Origin of the sequence: Streptomyces sp. PA03-1a (genome assembly GCF_033792805.1) — a bacterium.
In the GTDB taxonomy this organism is placed as follows: domain Bacteria; phylum Actinomycetota; class Actinomycetes; order Streptomycetales; family Streptomycetaceae; genus Actinacidiphila.
Genome location: NZ_JARAVO010000092.1, coordinates 17,061 through 33,367, shown reverse-complemented (window position 1 = coordinate 33,367; position 16,307 = coordinate 17,061). Strand labels below are relative to the sequence as shown.

At 73.5% G+C, this 16,307-nt stretch carries 16 protein-coding genes; 6 read left to right on the top strand and 10 right to left on the bottom strand.

All coding sequences use genetic code 11. The features are described from left to right. Together PV341_RS21525 and PV341_RS21520 are read right to left on the bottom strand one after the other, a co-directional pair. Positions 1–1,006 (bottom strand): serine/threonine-protein kinase (locus PV341_RS21525; RefSeq protein ID WP_500358733.1); only part of this gene is annotated, 1,006 nt, incomplete at its 3' end. A gap of 135 nt (positions 1,007–1,141) precedes the next feature. After that, positions 1,142–1,942, bottom strand: a complete 801-nt coding sequence (locus PV341_RS21520) for a VOC family protein (protein ID WP_500330261.1) — start codon at positions 1,940–1,942, stop codon at positions 1,142–1,144. A gap of 193 nt (positions 1,943–2,135) precedes the next feature. Here PV341_RS21520 and PV341_RS21515 point away from each other — a divergent pair, with 193 nt between their 5' ends. Next, complete coding sequence (locus tag PV341_RS21515) at positions 2,136–2,783, top strand: TetR/AcrR family transcriptional regulator (RefSeq protein WP_499512412.1); 648 nt, start codon at positions 2,136–2,138, stop codon at positions 2,781–2,783. A gap of 153 nt (positions 2,784–2,936) precedes the next feature. On the opposite strand, the gene PV341_RS21510 is transcribed toward PV341_RS21515, so the two are convergent. Continuing rightward, positions 2,937–3,437 (bottom strand): nitroreductase/quinone reductase family protein, encoded by a 501-nt coding sequence (locus tag PV341_RS21510; protein WP_500330263.1) that lies wholly within the window; start codon positions 3,435–3,437, stop codon positions 2,937–2,939. Further along, positions 3,434–4,684: an acyl-CoA dehydrogenase family protein gene (locus PV341_RS21505; RefSeq protein WP_500358732.1), complete on the bottom strand. Its 1,251-nt coding sequence runs from the start codon at positions 4,682–4,684 to the stop codon at positions 3,434–3,436. The genes PV341_RS21510 and PV341_RS21505 overlap by 4 nt, the downstream gene beginning before the upstream one ends. A gap of 72 nt (positions 4,685–4,756) precedes the next feature. Between PV341_RS21505 and PV341_RS21500 the strand changes: the two genes are divergently transcribed. Continuing rightward, positions 4,757–5,923: a thiolase C-terminal domain-containing protein gene (locus PV341_RS21500; protein WP_500330265.1), complete on the top strand. Its 1,167-nt coding sequence runs from the start codon at positions 4,757–4,759 to the stop codon at positions 5,921–5,923. A 62-nt stretch (positions 5,924–5,985) separates the two neighbouring features. Here PV341_RS21500 and PV341_RS21495 read toward each other — a convergent pair whose 3' ends face one another. From PV341_RS21495 to PV341_RS21480, 4 genes are all read right to left on the bottom strand, one after another. Continuing rightward, positions 5,986–6,816, bottom strand: a complete 831-nt coding sequence (locus PV341_RS21495; protein WP_500358731.1) for a glycoside hydrolase domain-containing protein — start codon at positions 6,814–6,816, stop codon at positions 5,986–5,988. 267 nt (positions 6,817–7,083) lie between these two features. After that, complete coding sequence (locus PV341_RS21490) at positions 7,084–7,635, bottom strand: GNAT family N-acetyltransferase (protein WP_500358730.1); 552 nt, start codon at positions 7,633–7,635, stop codon at positions 7,084–7,086. 4 nt (positions 7,636–7,639) lie between these two features. Further along, positions 7,640–8,074: a Zn-ribbon domain-containing OB-fold protein gene (locus tag PV341_RS21485; protein WP_500330268.1), complete on the bottom strand. Its 435-nt coding sequence runs from the start codon at positions 8,072–8,074 to the stop codon at positions 7,640–7,642. Further along, positions 8,071–8,523 carry a DoxX family protein gene (locus tag PV341_RS21480; RefSeq protein WP_500358728.1) on the bottom strand — a complete coding sequence of 151 codons (453 nt, stop codon included), beginning with the start codon at positions 8,521–8,523 and terminating at the stop codon, positions 8,071–8,073. Before PV341_RS21480 ends, PV341_RS21485 begins: the two co-directional genes overlap by 4 nt. A gap of 132 nt (positions 8,524–8,655) precedes the next feature. Here PV341_RS21480 and PV341_RS21475 point away from each other — a divergent pair, with 132 nt between their 5' ends. The 4 genes from PV341_RS21475 to PV341_RS21460 all read left to right on the top strand — a co-directional run bounded on the left by PV341_RS21475 (position 8,656) and on the right by PV341_RS21460 (position 14,496). Next, positions 8,656–9,849, top strand: a complete 1,194-nt coding sequence (locus PV341_RS21475; protein WP_500358726.1) for a flavin-containing monooxygenase — start codon at positions 8,656–8,658, stop codon at positions 9,847–9,849. A gap of 269 nt (positions 9,850–10,118) precedes the next feature. Continuing rightward, positions 10,119–12,326: an acetate--CoA ligase family protein gene (locus tag PV341_RS21470; RefSeq protein ID WP_500330273.1), complete on the top strand. Its 2,208-nt coding sequence runs from the start codon at positions 10,119–10,121 to the stop codon at positions 12,324–12,326. Further along, entirely contained in the window at positions 12,319–13,155 is an 837-nt protein-coding gene (locus tag PV341_RS21465) for an enoyl-CoA hydratase/isomerase family protein (protein WP_500330275.1), read from the top strand. The genes PV341_RS21470 and PV341_RS21465 overlap by 8 nt, the downstream gene beginning before the upstream one ends. Positions 13,156–13,878: 723 nt before the next feature. Beyond that, positions 13,879–14,496 (top strand): flavin reductase family protein, encoded by a 618-nt coding sequence (locus tag PV341_RS21460; protein WP_500330277.1) that lies wholly within the window; start codon positions 13,879–13,881, stop codon positions 14,494–14,496. A 20-nt stretch (positions 14,497–14,516) separates the two neighbouring features. Here the strand turns inward: PV341_RS21460 and PV341_RS21455 are convergent, their stop codons facing one another. Continuing rightward, the gene (locus PV341_RS21455; protein ID WP_500330278.1) at positions 14,517–14,843 is read right to left on the bottom strand and encodes a hypothetical protein; all 327 of its coding nucleotides are present in this window, start codon (positions 14,841–14,843) and stop codon (positions 14,517–14,519) included. 88 nt (positions 14,844–14,931) lie between these two features. Further along, positions 14,932–16,266 (bottom strand): MFS transporter, encoded by a 1,335-nt coding sequence (locus PV341_RS21450; protein WP_500330280.1) that lies wholly within the window; start codon positions 16,264–16,266, stop codon positions 14,932–14,934. Between the last annotated feature and the right edge of the window lie 41 nt (positions 16,267–16,307).

The following is a 16,307-nucleotide window of genomic DNA, read 5'->3' as shown; positions in this document are numbered from 1 at the left end:
GTGCGGGGGGCCGTGCGGGCATCGGGGGCACGGGGGCACCCGCACCGCCGCCACCGGCCGCTCCGGCGCCAGCGCCACCGCCGGGGGCGCCCGGCCCCGCGCCGGGGCGCCCGCCACTGCGCCGTTCCTCTATCAGGCCCACCGCCGCGGGCGGCAGCCACGCGGAGGCCGTGCCGGTGTCGTCACCCGCGGAGGAGAACAGATGCGGCGCCAACTGCGCCTGCAGGTCCGCCGGACTCGGCCGGCGGTCCGCCTCCATGCGCATGCACGCCTCGATGAGCGGCCGCAGGTCGCCGGGCAGACCCGACAGGTCCGGGCCCTCCCGGAGCAGCATGAAGACCGTCTCCACGGGGTTCGCCCCGTGGAAGGGCGCGTGCCCGGTCGCGGCGAAGACCAGCGTCGAGCCCAGCGAGAACACGTCGCTGGAGCCGGTGACGCTGCGCGAGTCCTTGGCCTGCTCGGGCGACATGTACGCGGGCGTGCCGACGGCGACGTTCGTCATCGTCAGCCGCGTGTTGGACACCCCGCTCGCGATGCCGAAGTCGATCACCCGCGGGCCGTCCTCCACGACGAGCACGTTGGAGGGCTTCAGGTCCCGGTGGACCAGGCCCGCACCGTGGATCGACTGCAGCGCCTCCGCGACCCCGGCCGCCAGCCACCGCACGGCCTGCACGGGCAGCGGCCCGGACTCGTTGACGATCTCCTCGAGCGAGGGCGCCGGCACGAAGGCCGTCGCCAGCCAGGGCACGGCGGCCCTGGGATCGGCGTCGACGACCGCCGCCGTGTAGAAGCCGCTGACCGCGCGGGCCGCCTCCACCTCACGGGCGAAGCGCACGCGGAACAACTGGTCCTCGGCGAGCTCCGCCCGTACGGTCTTGATCGCCACGCGCCGGCCGGACGCCGAGCGGGCGAGATAGACCAGGCCCATACCGCCGGCGCCCAGCCTGCCCAGCACCTCGAAAGGGCCGATCCGTCTCGGATCGTGCTGCGTCAGCTGCTGCACCACTGCCCTGCCACCTCCCCGTGGGTTCCCCCCATCCCGGGGTCCGTCCCTGATTCTTCCTGGGATGAGTATCAGTTGCGAACCCGGGGCGGTGTCGACACGCGATTACCTTTGATTCGGTTGCGGATCCGCGCGCGTTCAGGACGGCTTCTCACCGACCGTGGTACCGGGATCGATCAGGGCGAAATGGGCACCCTGGTCGTCGCTCGCCAGGAGGAAACGGCCGAAAGGCGAATCCATCGGACCCATCGTGACCCGGCCCCCGAGCCGCGCGACCGCCTCCGCGGCGCGGTCGGCGTCGGAGACGGCGAAGTAGACGACGAAGTGGGCGGGCAGTTCCTGCGGGAAACCCTCCCCCATCCGGAAGCGGCCGAGGACGGCCTTGTCGGGGGTGACCTCCTCGCCCTCGGGGACGAAGATCCGGAAGTCGATGGCCTCGTCCTCGATCCGCTTGCTGCCGAAGCCGAAGACCTCCTCGTAGAAGGGGTCGGTCCGCTCGGTCTCACGCGTGTAGACCTCGGTCCAGATGTAGGAGCCGGGGACGCCGGTCGCCTCGAAGCCGCCGTGCGTGCCGGCCTGCCACACCCCGAACACCGCGCCGCCCGGGTCGGCCGCCATGAGCATCGTGCCGAAGGGCCCAACGGGCATGGGCTCCATGATGAGTTGGCCGCCCGAGTCACGGATCCTGCCCGCGGTGGCCCGGATGTCGGAGGAGGCGAGGTAGAGGTTCCACACCGTCGGCATCCGGCCGTCCGGTTTGGGGGAGAGGGCCGCGACGTTCTTCCCGTCCGGGCCGTACGCCTGGGTGTACTGGCCGTACTGCTCCTCCCCCCGCCCGAAGGTCCAGCCGAGCAGTCCGCCGTAGAAGCGCTTGCCAGCCTCCAGGTCGTTGAGCATGGCGTCGGCCCAGCAGGGGGTGCCGTCGGGGTGCACGGCCATCTCGTCCTCGATTCGTCCGGTGATGCGGCTGGCGATCCCGATTCACGTGGGGATTCGCGTGGATCGACGGAGTGTCTGACTTGACACGTTATCGGCGGATCCCCCGCCGCGCCCGAGGAGAAATCGAACACATGGCCTTCCCCATTTGCAGGCACCGAATCGCGCGCTGATCACCAGCCCGTAAACTGACGGCATGACAGGACAAGTTCGCACCGTCGACGGCCGTGTGGCAGGGCGCCGGGGACAGGCGACGCGGCAGAAGCTGCTCGACTGCCTCGGCGAAATGCTCAGCACGTCGCCGTACCGGGACGTCAAGGTCATCGACGTCGCCCGGATGGCGGGTACCTCCCCCGCAACGTTCTACCAATACTTCCCCGACGTCGAGGGCGCCGTCCTCGAGCTCGCCGAGGAGATGGCCAAGGAGGGGGCCGCGCTGACGGACCTCGTCGCCGGCCGCTCCTGGGCCGGCAAGTCCGGCGCCACGGCGGCGGAGGAACTGGTCGAGGGCTTCCTCTCCTTCTGGCGCAAGCACGACGCCATCCTGCGCGTCGTCGACCTGGGCGCGGCCGAAGGGGACAAGCGGTTCTACAAGATCCGCATGAAGATCCTCAACCCCCTCACCAACTCCCTTTCCGACTCGATCAAGGAGCTCCAGGGCAAGGGCCGCGTCGACAAGGATGTCAGCCCGGCAGCCGTCGCCGGATCCCTCGTGGCCATGCTCGCCGCGGTCGCCGCGCACCAGAAGGGCTTCCAGAGCTGGGGCGTCAAGCAGGCCGAGCTGAAGCCGAACCTCTCGCTGCTGGTGCACCTCGGTGTGACGGGCAAGAAGCCGACGCGGTGACGCCGCGGCGCTGACGCCCGCCTCCGGCGGCATTGTTGATCTACGTTCACGTCGAAGTCCTGCCTGCAACGACGCGGGCGCCGACCGGTCCTCGGGGGAGGTTGCCGGCCCAGGCGCCCGCGTTGTCCTTTCCGGGGGCTCCGCTCCACGGCCCTACGGCTCCACGGCCCCGCCGCCGCCCGGCTCCACGGGGACGAGCCGGAACAACCGGATCCGCCGCTCCACGCGCCGCGCGTAGGTCGCGTACGGCGGCCAGAACTCCAGCAGCGCCGCCCAGACCACCTCGCGCTCCCCGCCCGTCAGCAACTGCGCCCGGACCGGGACGTCCCGGCCGCGCCAGCTGACCTCCGCGTCGGGGTGCTTCAGCAGGTTCCCCGTCCACGCCGGGTGGTCCGTGCGCCCGAAGTTGCTGCCGACCAGCACGAAGGTCCCGCCCTCCTCGGGCATGCAGGCCAGCGGGGTGCGCCGGGGCAGCCCGCTGCGCGCGCCGGTGGCGGTGAGCACCAACCCGGGCAGCATCCGCGCGCTGAGCAGCACCCTGCCGCGGGTCGCCCGGTGCACGAACCGGTCCAGCGCCGGGACGACATGCGGCCCGACCCTGGCGAACGCCCGGGTCGACGACATCTTCTGCACGGCGGTCCGCAGCACGCTCATGCCGCTGCCCTCCCCTTGGTCGTGGGCGCGGTCGTGGGTGTGGACGTCGGTGGGGACGCCGCCGCGGCCGCGGGTGCGAAGACGCCCGCCCGCTCGGCCGCGTGGGCCCGCAGCGCGTGCACGGGGCCGAAGAGCAGCTCGTCGGAGGCGGCCCGCTTCACGTACAGGTGCGCGTGGTGCTCCCACGTGAAGCCGATGCCGCCGTGCAACTGGACCGCCTGGCCTGCGGTGGCGCGCAGTGCCTCCAGGCCCTGGGCGAGCGCGAGCGGTGCCGCCACCACGGCGTCCGGTGCCTGCTCCGGGGCGCACCCGACGGCCCAGGCGGCGTAGTAGGCGGCCGAGCGGGCGGCCTGGACCTGGACGTACAGGTCGGCGAGACGGTGCTTGACGGCCTGGAAGGAGCCCACGGGCCGTCCGAACTGCTCCCTGACCCCGACGTACTCCAAGGTCCCCGCGAGCGCCTGGGAGGCCGCCCCGACGGCTTCCGCGGCCAGTGCGGCGGCGGCCAGGGCACCCGTACGGGCGAGCGCGGGGCGCGGATCGACCGCTTCCTCCCCGCCCAGGGGCTCGGCGGGGACGTCGCGCAGTTCGACGCGGGCCTGCGGGCGGGTCTCGTCCAGGGCGGTCAGCCGCCTGCGGACCAGGCCCGGGGCGTCGCCGGGGACGAGGAAGAGCCGGATCCGGCTGCGGGCGTAGCCACCCGTATGGGCGGCCACCAGCAGCAGCCCGGCGCCGGGGCCCCCGAGCACCTGGTCCGCCTGCCCGTACAGCCGCCAGACCCCGTCCGCCCGGCGGGCCTGCACGCCCCCCGCGCGGCCGCCGCCCGCCCAGTCACCGGTGTTGGGGCCGGTGAGGCCGAGGGCGACCAGGGGTGCGGCAAGGGCCGCGGGCTCCCCGGAGGCGAGGCGCGGCAAAAGGGCACGGCGCTGGGTGTCGGTGCCGAGCGCCTCGACCAGGGGGGCGGTGAGCACGGTCGTGCCCAGCAGCGGTGAGGGCAGCAGCGCCCGGCCGGTCTCCTCGCAGGCCAGCACCAGTTCCGTTGGGCCGCAGCCGGAGCCCCCGTACGCGACGGGCAGGGCGAGGCCTGGCAGCCCCAGCGACCGCGCCAGCAGCCGCCACAAGGCGCCGTCGTGGCCCTCGGGGGTGCGGGCGGCGGACTTCACCTCGTCCGGTCCGCAGCGTTTGCGGAGCAGTTCGCGCAGGGTGCGGCGGATCTCTTCCTGCTCCTCGGTGAAGGCGGCGTCCACGGCGAGCTCTCCTCCCACCTCGGGGGATCCGGCGGCGTCCGGAAACCCCAAATCTGATGTACCGTCAGATTCATGGCTCAGGGTCAGAGTACTCGCAACGGCCGTGAAGTCGCCGTCCTCGGCGTCGCGTTGTCCGACGGCGGCAGGGTCGACGACGCCACCCCCTACGCGCTCCACGCCCAGGCGGCGCGCCGCGCGCTCGCCGACAGCGGGCTGCCACGGTCGGCCGTCGACGGCTTCGCCTCGGCCGGGCTCGGCACGCTCGCGCCGGTCGAGGTCGCCGAGTACCTCGGACTGCGGCCGCGCTGGGTCGACTCGACCTCCGTCGGAGGCGCGACCTGGGAGGTCATGGCCGCGCACGCCGCCGACGCGATCGCCGCCGGGCACGCCGACGTCGTGCTCCTGGTCTACGGCTCCACCGCCCGTGCCGACCTCAAGGCCGGGCGGCGCACCGCCAACCTGTCCTTCGGGACGCGCGGGCCCCTGCAGTTCGAGGCCCCCTACGGGCACACGCTGATCGCCAAGTACGCGATGGCCGCCCGCCGCCACATGCACCAGTACGGCACCACCGCCGAGCAGCTCGCCACCGTCGCCGTCCGGGCCCGGGCGAACGCGGCCCGCAACCCCGACGCGATGTACCGCACACCGATCACCGTCGACGACGTCCTGTCCGGGCCGGTGATCGCCGACCCGTTCACCAAACTGCACTGCTGCATCCGCTCCGACGGCGGCTGCGCGGTGCTCCTGGCCGCCGCGGAGTACGCGCGGGACGCGGCGCCGCCCCCGGTGTGGGTGCTCGGCTCCGGCACCGCCGTCTCGCACGCCACGATGTCGCAGTGGGACGACTTCACGGTCTCCCCCGCCGCGGTCTCGGGGCGGCTGGCCTTCTCCCGCGCGGGCGTCACCCCTGACGAGATGGACCTCGCCGAGATCTACGACGCCTTCACCTACATGACCCTGGTCACGCTGGAGGACCTCGGCTTCTGCGCCAAGGGCGAGGGCGGGCCCTTCGTGGCCGCGTCGCCCCTGCCGGTCAACACCGACGGCGGCGGGCTGTCCGCCTGCCATCCCGGCATGCGGGGACTGTTCCTGCTCGTCGAGGCGGTACGGCAGCTGCGGGGGGAGGCGGGCGAGCGCCAGGTGCGCAAGCCCGGTGGGGCGCTGCCGGAGCTGGCCGTGGCCTCGGGGACGGGCGGCTGGTTCTGCTCCTCGGGGACGGTGGTGCTGGGGCGGGACTGAGGGTCACGGGCCCTTGACCCGCCTCCCTCCGCCCCGCCGGGGCTCCACCGCCCCCTCGGGCGTCAGCCGGTGACGGCGACCGGGGCGTCCCAGTCGCTGCGGTCCACGGTGATGGTGTGACCGCCGCGGGTCTCCTTGCTGTTGACCATGTACTGGTGGCCGCGGCGGTGCCCGGTCCACAGCGACGCGGAGAACGGCCAGTCCGTGGTCGTGGTCTTGTGCTCGTCCCACAGCGCGTACCAGAGGACGTCCGGCAGGTCGGTGCGGTTGGTCGCCGTGGCGACGGCCTTCGCGCTGGAGCTGCGGAAGCCGTAGAAGCCGGCCCAGTAGCCCTTGGCGTGCACGGCCTTGTCCCACGCCCGGACGTACGCGAGCACCGCGTTGTTGCACGAGGTGTTGGTGACGTCGTACGACTCCATGTCCAGGTACACCGGGCTGCCGGCCTTCATCCCCAGCGCCGACGCCTTGGCCACCGCGTCCGCGCCGTCCGCCGCGCCCAGCGAGGCCGCAGAGGAGGCGGTCAGCCTCTCCGGGTTGCGGCTGGTCTGGCACGGCGGCTGCGCGCCCACGTAGAGGGGGATCAGCTTCCAGCCCGTGGCGCTGACCGACTTGACCCAGGACGCGGTCAGGTTCGGCTGCGCGCACCCCCGGTTCTTGCCGCCGACGTACACCGCCGCCGCACCGTAGAACCCGTTGTGCCACGCCTTCATCGCCGACGCGGAGGGCGCCGTGCAGGTGTCGAACGCCCGCCCCGTGTAGACCTTCGGGGCCGGGCGCGACACCGTGGTCGCCATCGAGGCCCCCGCCGCGACACCAGCACCCACGAGCACCGCGGCCGCCGCCACCGCCCAGGCGATGTAGCGACGCTTCTTCGACATCCGGTGACCGGACATCCCCACCCCATTCACGACACGGGACGCACCGCACCGGGTGCGCCTGGCAGGACTGCTGAGGCCCCCGGCACGGCGCGCGCGTCCGGCACGGCGTGCGGCACGCGTGCGGCGGCTGTGCGGCCCGCGGATGCACCGGCGTACGGGTCCGCGGCGCGCGAGGGGCGGATCGCACCCTAGCCAACCCGCACACGGTGATCGGGAAAGCACTTGTCCCGATCGGCACAAGATTCCCCCAAGGCACGGCAAATCTCCGTGCGGTCGCCGGAGTCAGGGACGTGGGTCGGTCGCCAGGCGGCTGTGCAGGTGGACGTCCCGAAGGGCGCCGGACAGGTCGACGACCGCCTCGCGCAGGACCCCTTCGAGGACGTAACCGCAGCGCCGCGCGACACCGCAGGAGGGCTCGTTGCCGACGGCGTGGCCCAGCTCCAGCCGGTGCAGGCCGAGATCGCGGAAGGCCCACCGAGTGACCGCCTCCAGGGCCCGGGTGGCGACGCCGCGCCCACGGGCCTCGGGGAGCATCCAGTAGCTGACGCGTGCACCGCGCATGGTGTGGTCGATCATCCCTAGCCCGGCCTGGCCGAGCACCACACCGGCCTCGGTGACGGCGAACGACGCGAGGTCGCCGGCCCCCCAGCCGTCGCGCCGGCGCCGCAGGAACGCCCGCACCCCGGCTTCGTCGGGCTCGGGGGCGTGCGCGGTGTTCCAGCGGCGGAAGTCCGGGTCCGCGAGGCCGCGCAGTGCCGCGTCGAGGTCGCCGGACGTCTCCTCCCAGGGCCTGAGCAGCAGTCCGTACGCTTCCAACTCCACCGGCCTCAGCACGCCCTCATTCAAGCAAAGGAGGCGGTGCCGCCCGGGCCGGGCGGAAGACGGGGATCGCGATCTCCCCGCCTGCGGCCGCGGGGCGGAAGCAGACGCGCAGGTCCATCCCGACGCACAGCGCGTCGTGGGCGCAGCCGACGACCTCCGTCATCATGCGCGGCCCCTCGGCGAGGTCGACGACGGCGGCGACGTAGGGGACCCGTCCGGCGAACGGCCGGAGGTCGTTGGCGTGCACCACGGACCAGGTGTAGAGGGTGGCGTGGCCCGCGGCCTGCTCCCAGACGACCTCCTCGCTCCAGCAGTGCGGGCAGAACTCCCGGGGGTAGTGGTGGGCGGCGCCGCAGCCCGTGGCCAGGCACCGGCGGATCAGCAGCCGGCCCTCGGCGGCGGCGTTCCAGTAGGTGCGCGTGAAGGCGTCGGGCTCGGGCAGGCCGGTCACAGGAAGAGCCCCCAGACCCTGTCGAGGGACCAGGTCTGCCAGCCCATGGCGAAGAGGAGGACGACGGAGGCGAGGATCATCATGGCGTTCTGCCCCTGCTCCGCCCAGTCGTGGATCATGAGGATGAGGTAGAGCAGGTTGAGGACGATGCCGCCGGCCAGCGCGACCGGTGTCAGCAGCCCGGCGGTGAGACCGAGCCCGACGGCCAGTTCGGCGTGGACGACGACATAGGCCATCACCTTGGGGCGGGGCGCGACGACCGCGGTGAATCCGCCCTGGACGAAGGTCCAGCGGTGCTTCGCGGCGACGTCGGCGGCCCAGGCGATGCCGGTGCCCTGCTCGAACCAGCCCTTCTTGTCCTTGTGGCGCCAGCTCTCCAGCCACCACAGCCCGAGGCCGATGCGCAGGACGGCGAGCCATTCGGCGCCGGTCAGCCAGATCGTCTGCATCGTGTGCCTCCCCGGGACAAGGAATCTGACGGTATGTCAGTTGACCGGATGCGGTCGCACCTCCGCAAGGTGCCGGGGCGAAAGCGCGCTACCTTCCGGAGTGACCCTCACCCTGCAGGCACGGGAGCAGCCATGACCGACACCTCGGCATCCGCCGGCACCTCCGCATCCGCCGCCACCCGCCTACCGAACACGGCGGCGCCGGACGCCATCGTCGTCGGCGCCGGTCCCGGCGGTCTCGCCGTCGCGGCGTCGCTGCGGCACCGGGGCGTGCGCACCCTGGTCGTCGAGCGGTCGGACGCGGTGGGCGCCTCCTGGCGCGGCCACTACGACCGGCTGCGGCTGCACACGACCAGACGCCTGTCCGCGCTCCCGGGCCTCGGGATACCCCGGTCGTACGGCCGCTGGGTGGGCCGCGACGACGTCGTCCGCTACCTGGAGCAGTACGCCGAGTTCCACGGGCTGGACGTCGCCACCGGCATAGAGGTGGGGCGGATCGAGCCCGCCGGGGACCCGGCGGCGGGCTGGGTGCTCCCGGCCACCGGCGGGCGCCGGCTGACCGCGCGCAGCGTCGTCGTCGCCACCGGATACAACCACTCGCCGCACCTTCCGGACTGGCCCGGGCGCGACACCTTCGACGGAGAGCTGCTGCACGCCTCCCGCTACCGCAACGGCCGGCCCTACGAGGGCCGGGACGTCCTGGTCGTGGGCGTGGGCAACACCGGCGCCGAGATCGCCGTCGACCTCGCCGAGTCCGGCGCGGCCCGCGTCCGGCTGGCGGTGCGGACGCCCCCACACATCATGCGCCGCTCCACCGCCGGGTGGCCCGCGCAGCGCACCGGGATCATGGTCCGCCGCCTCCCCACGAAGCTGGTCGACAAGATCGCGCCCTACGTGGAGCGCGTCTCCGTGCCGGACCTGTCCGCGTACGGACTGCCCCGCCCGGACAACGGGCTCTACTCGCGGGTGCGGGAGGGCTCCATCCCCGTCCAGGACGTCGGCATCATCGACGCCGTCCGGTCGGGGAAGGTGGAGCCCGTCGCCGCCGTCGAGGGCTTCGACGGGCGCGAGGTGCTGCTCGCCGACGGCACGCGGATCACCCCGGACGCGGTGGTCGCGGCCACCGGCTACCGGCGCGGCCTGGAACCGCTCGTCGGTCACCTCGACGTGCTGGACGAGCGGGGCCGGCCCGTGCGGCACGGCGGCCGCAGCCCGAAGAACGCTCCCGGTCTGTACTTCACCGGCTTCACCAATCCCATCAGCGGCATGTTCCGCGAAATGGCCATCGACGCGCGCCGGATCGCCAAAGCCGTGGCGCGGCGGTAGCGAACGCGCGCGGTGGGTACCGAGGGGATACGGACGAGCACCCGCGACACCGCACGCACCGCCTCCGCACCACCCCTGCGCGCCCCCGTACCGCTCCTGCTCCACCCCGGTCCGGCGGTCCGGCCGGCCCTCCCCCCTCGGCCGGCCGGACCGTCTTCCCGCGGGGGTGCACAGGTTTCTCGCATCCTCCCCGTTCCTGACGGATCGTCAGTTCAGTAATCTGACATTGCGTCAGTTCTCTGGACCTTCGAGCGGGACGGGCGAGACACATGCTTGGATCGACCTTCAGCACGCGCGGCACCGATCCCGCGGCGGACGCCGGCGGCCCGGGCCACGGCACGGACGACGTGGACGTCAGCGGGCGACCGCTGCACGCCTGCGTGCCCGACCTCGACCGCTTCTTCCGGCCCGAGTCCCTGGCCGTGGTGGGCGCCTCGGACGCCGAGGGCCGCCCCAACACCGGGATCACCCGGCAACTCGTCACCTGGGCCGAGCGGGTCGGCGCCCGGCTCCACCCGGTCAACCCCGGCCGCGGCACCGTGTTCGGCCTGCCGTGCCACGCATCCGTCGCGGATCTCCCCGAGCCGGTCGACCTCGCCGTCCTGCTCGTCGCCGACCCCCTCCCCGTCCTGGAGCAGCTCACCGGGGCCAAGGCACGGTTCGCGGTCGTCTTCGCCTCCGGCTTCGCCGAGACCGGGGAGGCGGGTGCCGCCGCCCAGGAGCGGCTCGGCCGGGCCGTCGCGGGCAGCGGACTGCGGCTGCTGGGGCCGAACACCAACCTCAACGCCTTCCAGGCGTTCCGTGAGGACCTCCCCGGGCCGGCGATCGCCCTGATCACCCAGTCCGGCCACCAGGGCCGTCCGGTCTACGCCCTGCAGGAGCTCGGCATCCGGCTCAGCCACTGGGCGCCGACCGGCAACGAGGCCGACCTGGAGACCGCCGACTTCCTCTCCTACTTCGCCGGGCGGCCCGAGGTCGGTGCGATCGCGGTCTACGCCGAAGGCCTCAAGGACGGCCGCTCGTTCGCCCTCGCCGCCGACCGCGCGGCCCGCAACAAGGTGCCGGTGGTCATGGTCAAGGTGGGCCGTACCGAGACGGGCACCCGCGCCGCCGCCACCCACACCGGCAAGCTCACCGGATCCGACGCGGTCGCCGACGCCGCCTTCCGCCAGTTCGGCGTGATCCGCGTCGACGCACTGGACGAACTCCAGGACACCGCCGCCCTGCTGGCCCGGGCCCGGCCACCGGCCGCCGAGGGCGTGGTCGTCTACTCGATCTCCGGCGGCACCGGGGCGCACTTCGCGGACCTGGCCACCGCCGCCGGGCTGCCGCTGCCCACCCTCCCGGAGCCGAAGCAGGCCGAACTCCACCAGTGGATACCGGAGTACCTGAACGTCTCCAACCCCGTGGACAGTGGGGGCCATCCCGTCGGGGACTGGCGTGGCCGGAAGATCATCGACGCGATCCTCGCCGATCCTGCGGTCGGCGTCCTCGTCTGCCCGATCACCGGCCCCTTCCCGCCGATGAGCGACCGGCTGGCCCAGGACCTCGCCGAGGCCGCCGAGGCCACCGACAAACTGGTGTGCGTGATCTGGGGCTCCCCCGTGGGCACCGAGGAGGCCTACCGGACCACCCTGCTCGGCTCCTCCCGGCTCGCCACCTTCCGCACCTTCGGCAACTGCGTGACCGCCGTACGGGCCTGGCTGGACCACCACCGCTTCGCCGCCGGCTACCGCTCCCCCTTCGACGACGCGCCGCGCACGCCCTCCTCCTCCGCACGGAAGGCGCGCTCCCTTCTGCACCCCGGCCGCCGGCTGAGCGAGCACGCCGCCAAGCAACTGCTGCGGGCGTACGGGATCCGCGTCCCGCGCGAGCAACTGGTCACCAGCGCCGCCGGTGCCGTCCGGGCGGCGGCCCAGGTCGGCTACCCCGTGGTGATGAAGGCGTCCGCCGACCGGCTCGCGCACAAGACCGAACTCGGCCTGGTCAAGATCGGCCTCACCTCCGCCAGCCAGGTCCGCGACGCCTACCGCGAACTCGCCGACATCGCCCGCTGCGAGGACCTGGACCTCGACGGCGTCCTCGTCTGCCAGATGATGGAGCGAGGCGTCGAGATGGTCGTCGGCATGAGCCACGACCCGCTCTTCGGGCCCACCGTCACCGCCGGCCTCGGCGGGGTCCTCGTCGAGGTCCTGCGGGACACGGCCGTACGCGTACCGCCCTTCGACGCCGGAACCGCGCGGGACATGCTCCGGGAACTGCGCGGCGCCCGCCTGCTCGACGGCGTGCGCGGGGCGCCACCCGCCGACGCGGACGCGCTCGTCGACGTCATCCTCCGCGTGCAGCGCATGGCCCTGGAACTCGGCGACGGCCTCGCCGAACTCGACATCAATCCGCTGATGGTGCTGCCGCGCGGGCAGGGCGCCTGCGCCCTGGACGCACTGGCCGTCTGCCGTCAGGAGAACACACATGACTGACTCCCCCCGTGGAGTGGTCACGGAACGTGATGACTCCGTGGAATCCGTTGTACTCCACGTCACCGACAACGGGGTCTCCCGGTTCACCCTCAACCGCCCCCAGGCGATGAACGCCATCACCCCTGACCTGCGTGAACGCCTCATACAGAAATTTCTGGAGGCCTCCGCGGACCCGGCCGTGCGGGCCGTCGTCCTGACCGGCGCCGGCCGCCGGGCCTTCTGCGCGGGGGCCGACCTGCGCGGCGGTCCGGCCGCCGCGGACCGGGTCGCGGGCGACGTGGCCCGGACGATCCGGTCCGGGGCCCAGCGCCTCATCGCCGCCGTCCTCGACTGCGAGAAACCCGTTGTCGCCGCCGTGAACGGCACGGCCGCCGGTCTCGGTGCCCATCTCGCCCTCGCCTGCGACCTCGTCCTGGCCGCCGACACGGCGAAGTTCATCGAGGTCTTCGTCCGCCGCGGCCTCGTCCCCGACGGCGGGGGCGCCTACCTCCTCCCCCGCCTGATCGGCCCGCACCGCGCGAAGGAACTCCTCCTCCTCGGCGACGACCTCCACGCCGCCACCGCCGAACGCCTCGGGCTGGTCAACCGCGTCGTTTCCGCCGACGAGCTCGACGCGGCCGCCGACACCCTCGCCGAGCGGCTCGCCGCCGGCCCCACCCGCGCCCTCGCCCTGACCAAGCAGCTCGTCAACGCGTCCCTGGACTCCGACCGCGCGACGGCCTTCGCCGCCGAGGCGGCCGCACAGGAACAGAACATGACCACCGCCGACGCCCGAGAAGGACTGTGCGCCTTCCTCGAACGCCGCCCACCGGACTTCCGTGGCCGGTGACACCGCGAAGGCTCGCCCCTCGGGCGCCCCGGCCCCGGGCTGGGGCCGGTACTCCTCCAGCAGCCCGGTGCCGTACGCCAGCAGACCGCCCGCGAGGACGAGCCCGACCACCGCGATCGTCACGACGGAGATCTGGAACGCGACCTGCCGCTGCCGCGCCCACCCGGTCCTGCCCTCCGGGTCCCGGCGCCCCGCGTAGAACGAGGTGACCAGCACCGGCGCCGCACCGGCAGCCGCGACGCACAGCCACGCAAGCGGGTACGGACCGCCGAGCCACACCACCGGCACCGCGAGGACGGCGGCCGTCGCGGCCTCGGCCGCCAGCAGGCAGAGCCAGCTGGGGCGTCCGGTGCGCCGCGCGAGCCGCAGTCCCAGGACCGTCGCCGGCAGGGCGTGCAGGAGCGAGGCGGCCACCGCGAAGGCCCACAGGGGGATCAGGGCCACCGGCAGCACGCAGAGGGCGAACGGCTCGTCGAAGGCACCGTCAGAGGACTTCAGCGACGGAAGGACGACCACGCGGGCCGTTGCCGCGACCACCCCCACCGCGCAGTACGTCGAGACCGCCGCCGCGCGTCCGGCATCACCCCACGGATCGACCGCGGGCCGCGCCGGGGACCCCCGCCCCGTACCCCATCCCATGACAGGCACGGTACGCGCGGCCTTCGACCGTCCTTCGCGCAGGACTTCACTTCTGACGACCCGTCAGTTTCAATGGACCGTGTGATGGGACAAGCAGGCATGGCGGTCGCCGTCGTCCGCTACCTCCGGTCGGCCGGGGCGGCGACGACGGCCGGGCGGGTGGACCCGCTGCCGCCGCCCGAACTGCGGGCCGTGCGGCCGGACGAGCGCGCCCCGGTGGACCAGTCCGAATTCCGGCAGGTACTGGGGAACTTCGCGAGCGGCGTGACGGTGATCGCGGCGCCCGGGGACGACGCGCAGAGCGGACCCGCCGGGTTCGCCTGCCAGTCGTTCGCGTCGCTGTCGCTCGATCCGCCGCTGGTCGTCTTCATGGTGGCACGCAGGTCCACCAGCTGGCCGCGCATCGCGCGGGCCGGGGTGTTCTGCGTGAACGTGCTCGGCGCGGACCAGCAGGAGCTGTGCCGCTCCTTCGCCGTGAGCGGCGGGGACAAGTTCGCGGGTGTGGAGTGGGATCCGGCGCCGGTGACGGGCTCGCCCCGGCTGCGCGGCGTGGCCGCGTGGATCGACTGCGCGATCCACGCCGTGCACACCGGCGGCGACCACCTCGTCGTCATCGGCCGGGTCCGGGATCTGGGCCACGGGGCGGAAGACGGCGAGCCGCTGCTCTTCCACCGCGGCCGCTTCGGCCGGCTCGCGCCCTGACCGCGGCCGCCGTACGCGCCTCAGCCCGTGAACTCCGGCGCCCGGTGGGGCGCCCACCAACTGGTCAGCGCCCAGATCCCGAGGGCGGCCACGGCCACCGCCACCAGGGCCGCGAGCCCGGGGCGGCGCGACCCGCGCAGCGTGAGCAGCCAGAAGGCGAGCGGCACCAGCGCGCCTCCCGCGGCGATGAGCGGAAGGTCGACGTAGAGGACGCTCAAGTCCCGGCGCTGCCCTTCGAAACCGCCCTCGACGTTGACTCTGGCGAGCGGTGCCCAGGCCAGCAGCACGGACGCCGCACCCAGGCCCGCCACAAGAAGGGCGGTGAGGCCCTTGGTCGCTTCCCTCACGCACAGGACGGACGCCCCGGCGCCGCACGCAGTTCCCGTGCCGTCACCAGGGGCGGCCGCGGGACCCGGCAGCGCCGGGGCCGGCCGGCTACGCCGCGAGCGGGAGCGCCCCGGCGCCCGGGGTCTCCCGCCGCCGGATCACCAGCGCCATGAGCGCCGCCACCGCGCACAGCGCCCCGGAGGAGTACCAGACCACGTCGTAGGAGCCGAAGGCGTCGCGCGCCGCGCCGCCGAGGAAGGCCACCAGGGCGGCGCCCAGCTGGTGGGAGGCGAGTACCCAGCCGAAGACGATGGCGCTGTCGGCGCCGTAGAACTCGCGGCACAGGGCGATGGTGGGCGGCACGGTGGCGACCCAGTCCAGGCCGTAGAAGACGATGAACAGCACCATGGGCGGGTGGACGGCGTCGTTCAGGAGCACGGGCAGGAACATCAGCGACAGTCCGCGCAGCCCGTAGTAGGTGGCCAGCAGCCGCCGCGGGCTGAAGCGGTCGGTGAACCAGCCGGAGGCCACCGTGCCCGCGATGTCGAAGATGCCGATCACGGCGAGCAGTGACGCGGCGGCCGTCACCGGCATCCCGTGGTCGTGGGCCGCGGGCACGAAGTGCGTCTTGACCAGGCCGTTCGTCGAGGCGCCGCAGATCGCGAAGGTCCCCGCCAGCAGCCAGAACGGGCCGCCGCGGGCTGCGTCGAACAGCGCCTTGACCGCCCGCTTGGCCGCCCCCGTCACCGGCGGCGGCTTCGGCACGAACTCCGCGGCGCCGTACGGGGCCAGGCCCACGTCGGCGGGGTGGTCCCGCAGCAGCAGGTAGACCAGGGGCGCGACGATGACCGCGGCGCCCGCCACGGTGAGGGCCGCCGAGCGCCAGCCCGCGTGCTCGATGATGACGGAGAGCAGGGGGAGGAAGATCAGCTGTCCCGCCGCGCCGGCCGCCGTCAGGATGCCCGTGACCAGGCCGCGCCGGTCCTCGAACCAGCGGTTGGTGACGGTGGTCGCGAAGGCCAGGGCCATGGAGCCGCTGCCCAGCCCGACGAGCACGCCCCACAGGAGCACGAGCTGCCAGCTCGCGGTCATGAAGACGGTCAGGCTCGCACCGGTCGCGATGGTGACGAGCGCCGCCGCGACGACCCGTCGGATGCCGAAGCGGTCCATGAGCGCGGCGGCGAACGGCGCCGTCACCCCGTAGAGCGCGAGGTTGACCGAGACGGCCAGGCCGATCATGCCCCGCGACCACCCGAACTCGCCGTGCAGCGGCTCGATCAGCAGTCCGGGCAGGGAGGCGAAGCCGGCGGCGCCGATGAGCGTGACGAAGGCGGCGGCCGCCACCGACCACGCGCGATGGATCCGGGGCGTGCGGAACGGCCGGGGAACGTCGGGGCCCCTGTCGGCCAGGGGCTGCACAGGGAGCTCGGGAGTCTGCGTCACCAGGTCAGCATCCGGCATCGCTTTTCGCGGAACGAGTGGCC

Coding starts and splice junctions, on each gene's coding strand:
- PV341_RS21470 (WP_500330273.1), top strand. CDS start 10,119: ATGCTTGGATCGACCTTCAGCACGCGCGGCACCGATCCCGCGGCGGAC.
- PV341_RS21520 (WP_500330261.1), bottom strand. CDS start 1,942: ATGGCCGTGCACCCCGACGGCACCCCCTGCTGGGCCGACGCCATGCTC.
- PV341_RS21475 (WP_500358726.1), top strand. CDS start 8,656: ATGACCGACACCTCGGCATCCGCCGGCACCTCCGCATCCGCCGCCACC.
- PV341_RS21465 (WP_500330275.1), top strand. CDS start 12,319: ATGACTGACTCCCCCCGTGGAGTGGTCACGGAACGTGATGACTCCGTG.
- PV341_RS21495 (WP_500358731.1), bottom strand. CDS start 6,816: ATGTCCGGTCACCGGATGTCGAAGAAGCGTCGCTACATCGCCTGGGCG.
- PV341_RS21460 (WP_500330277.1), top strand. CDS start 13,879: ATGGGACAAGCAGGCATGGCGGTCGCCGTCGTCCGCTACCTCCGGTCG.
- PV341_RS21480 (WP_500358728.1), bottom strand. CDS start 8,523: ATGCAGACGATCTGGCTGACCGGCGCCGAATGGCTCGCCGTCCTGCGC.
- PV341_RS21510 (WP_500330263.1), bottom strand. CDS start 3,437: ATGAGCGTGCTGCGGACCGCCGTGCAGAAGATGTCGTCGACCCGGGCG.
- PV341_RS21500 (WP_500330265.1), top strand. CDS start 4,757: ATGGCTCAGGGTCAGAGTACTCGCAACGGCCGTGAAGTCGCCGTCCTC.
- PV341_RS21515 (WP_499512412.1), top strand. CDS start 2,136: ATGACAGGACAAGTTCGCACCGTCGACGGCCGTGTGGCAGGGCGCCGG.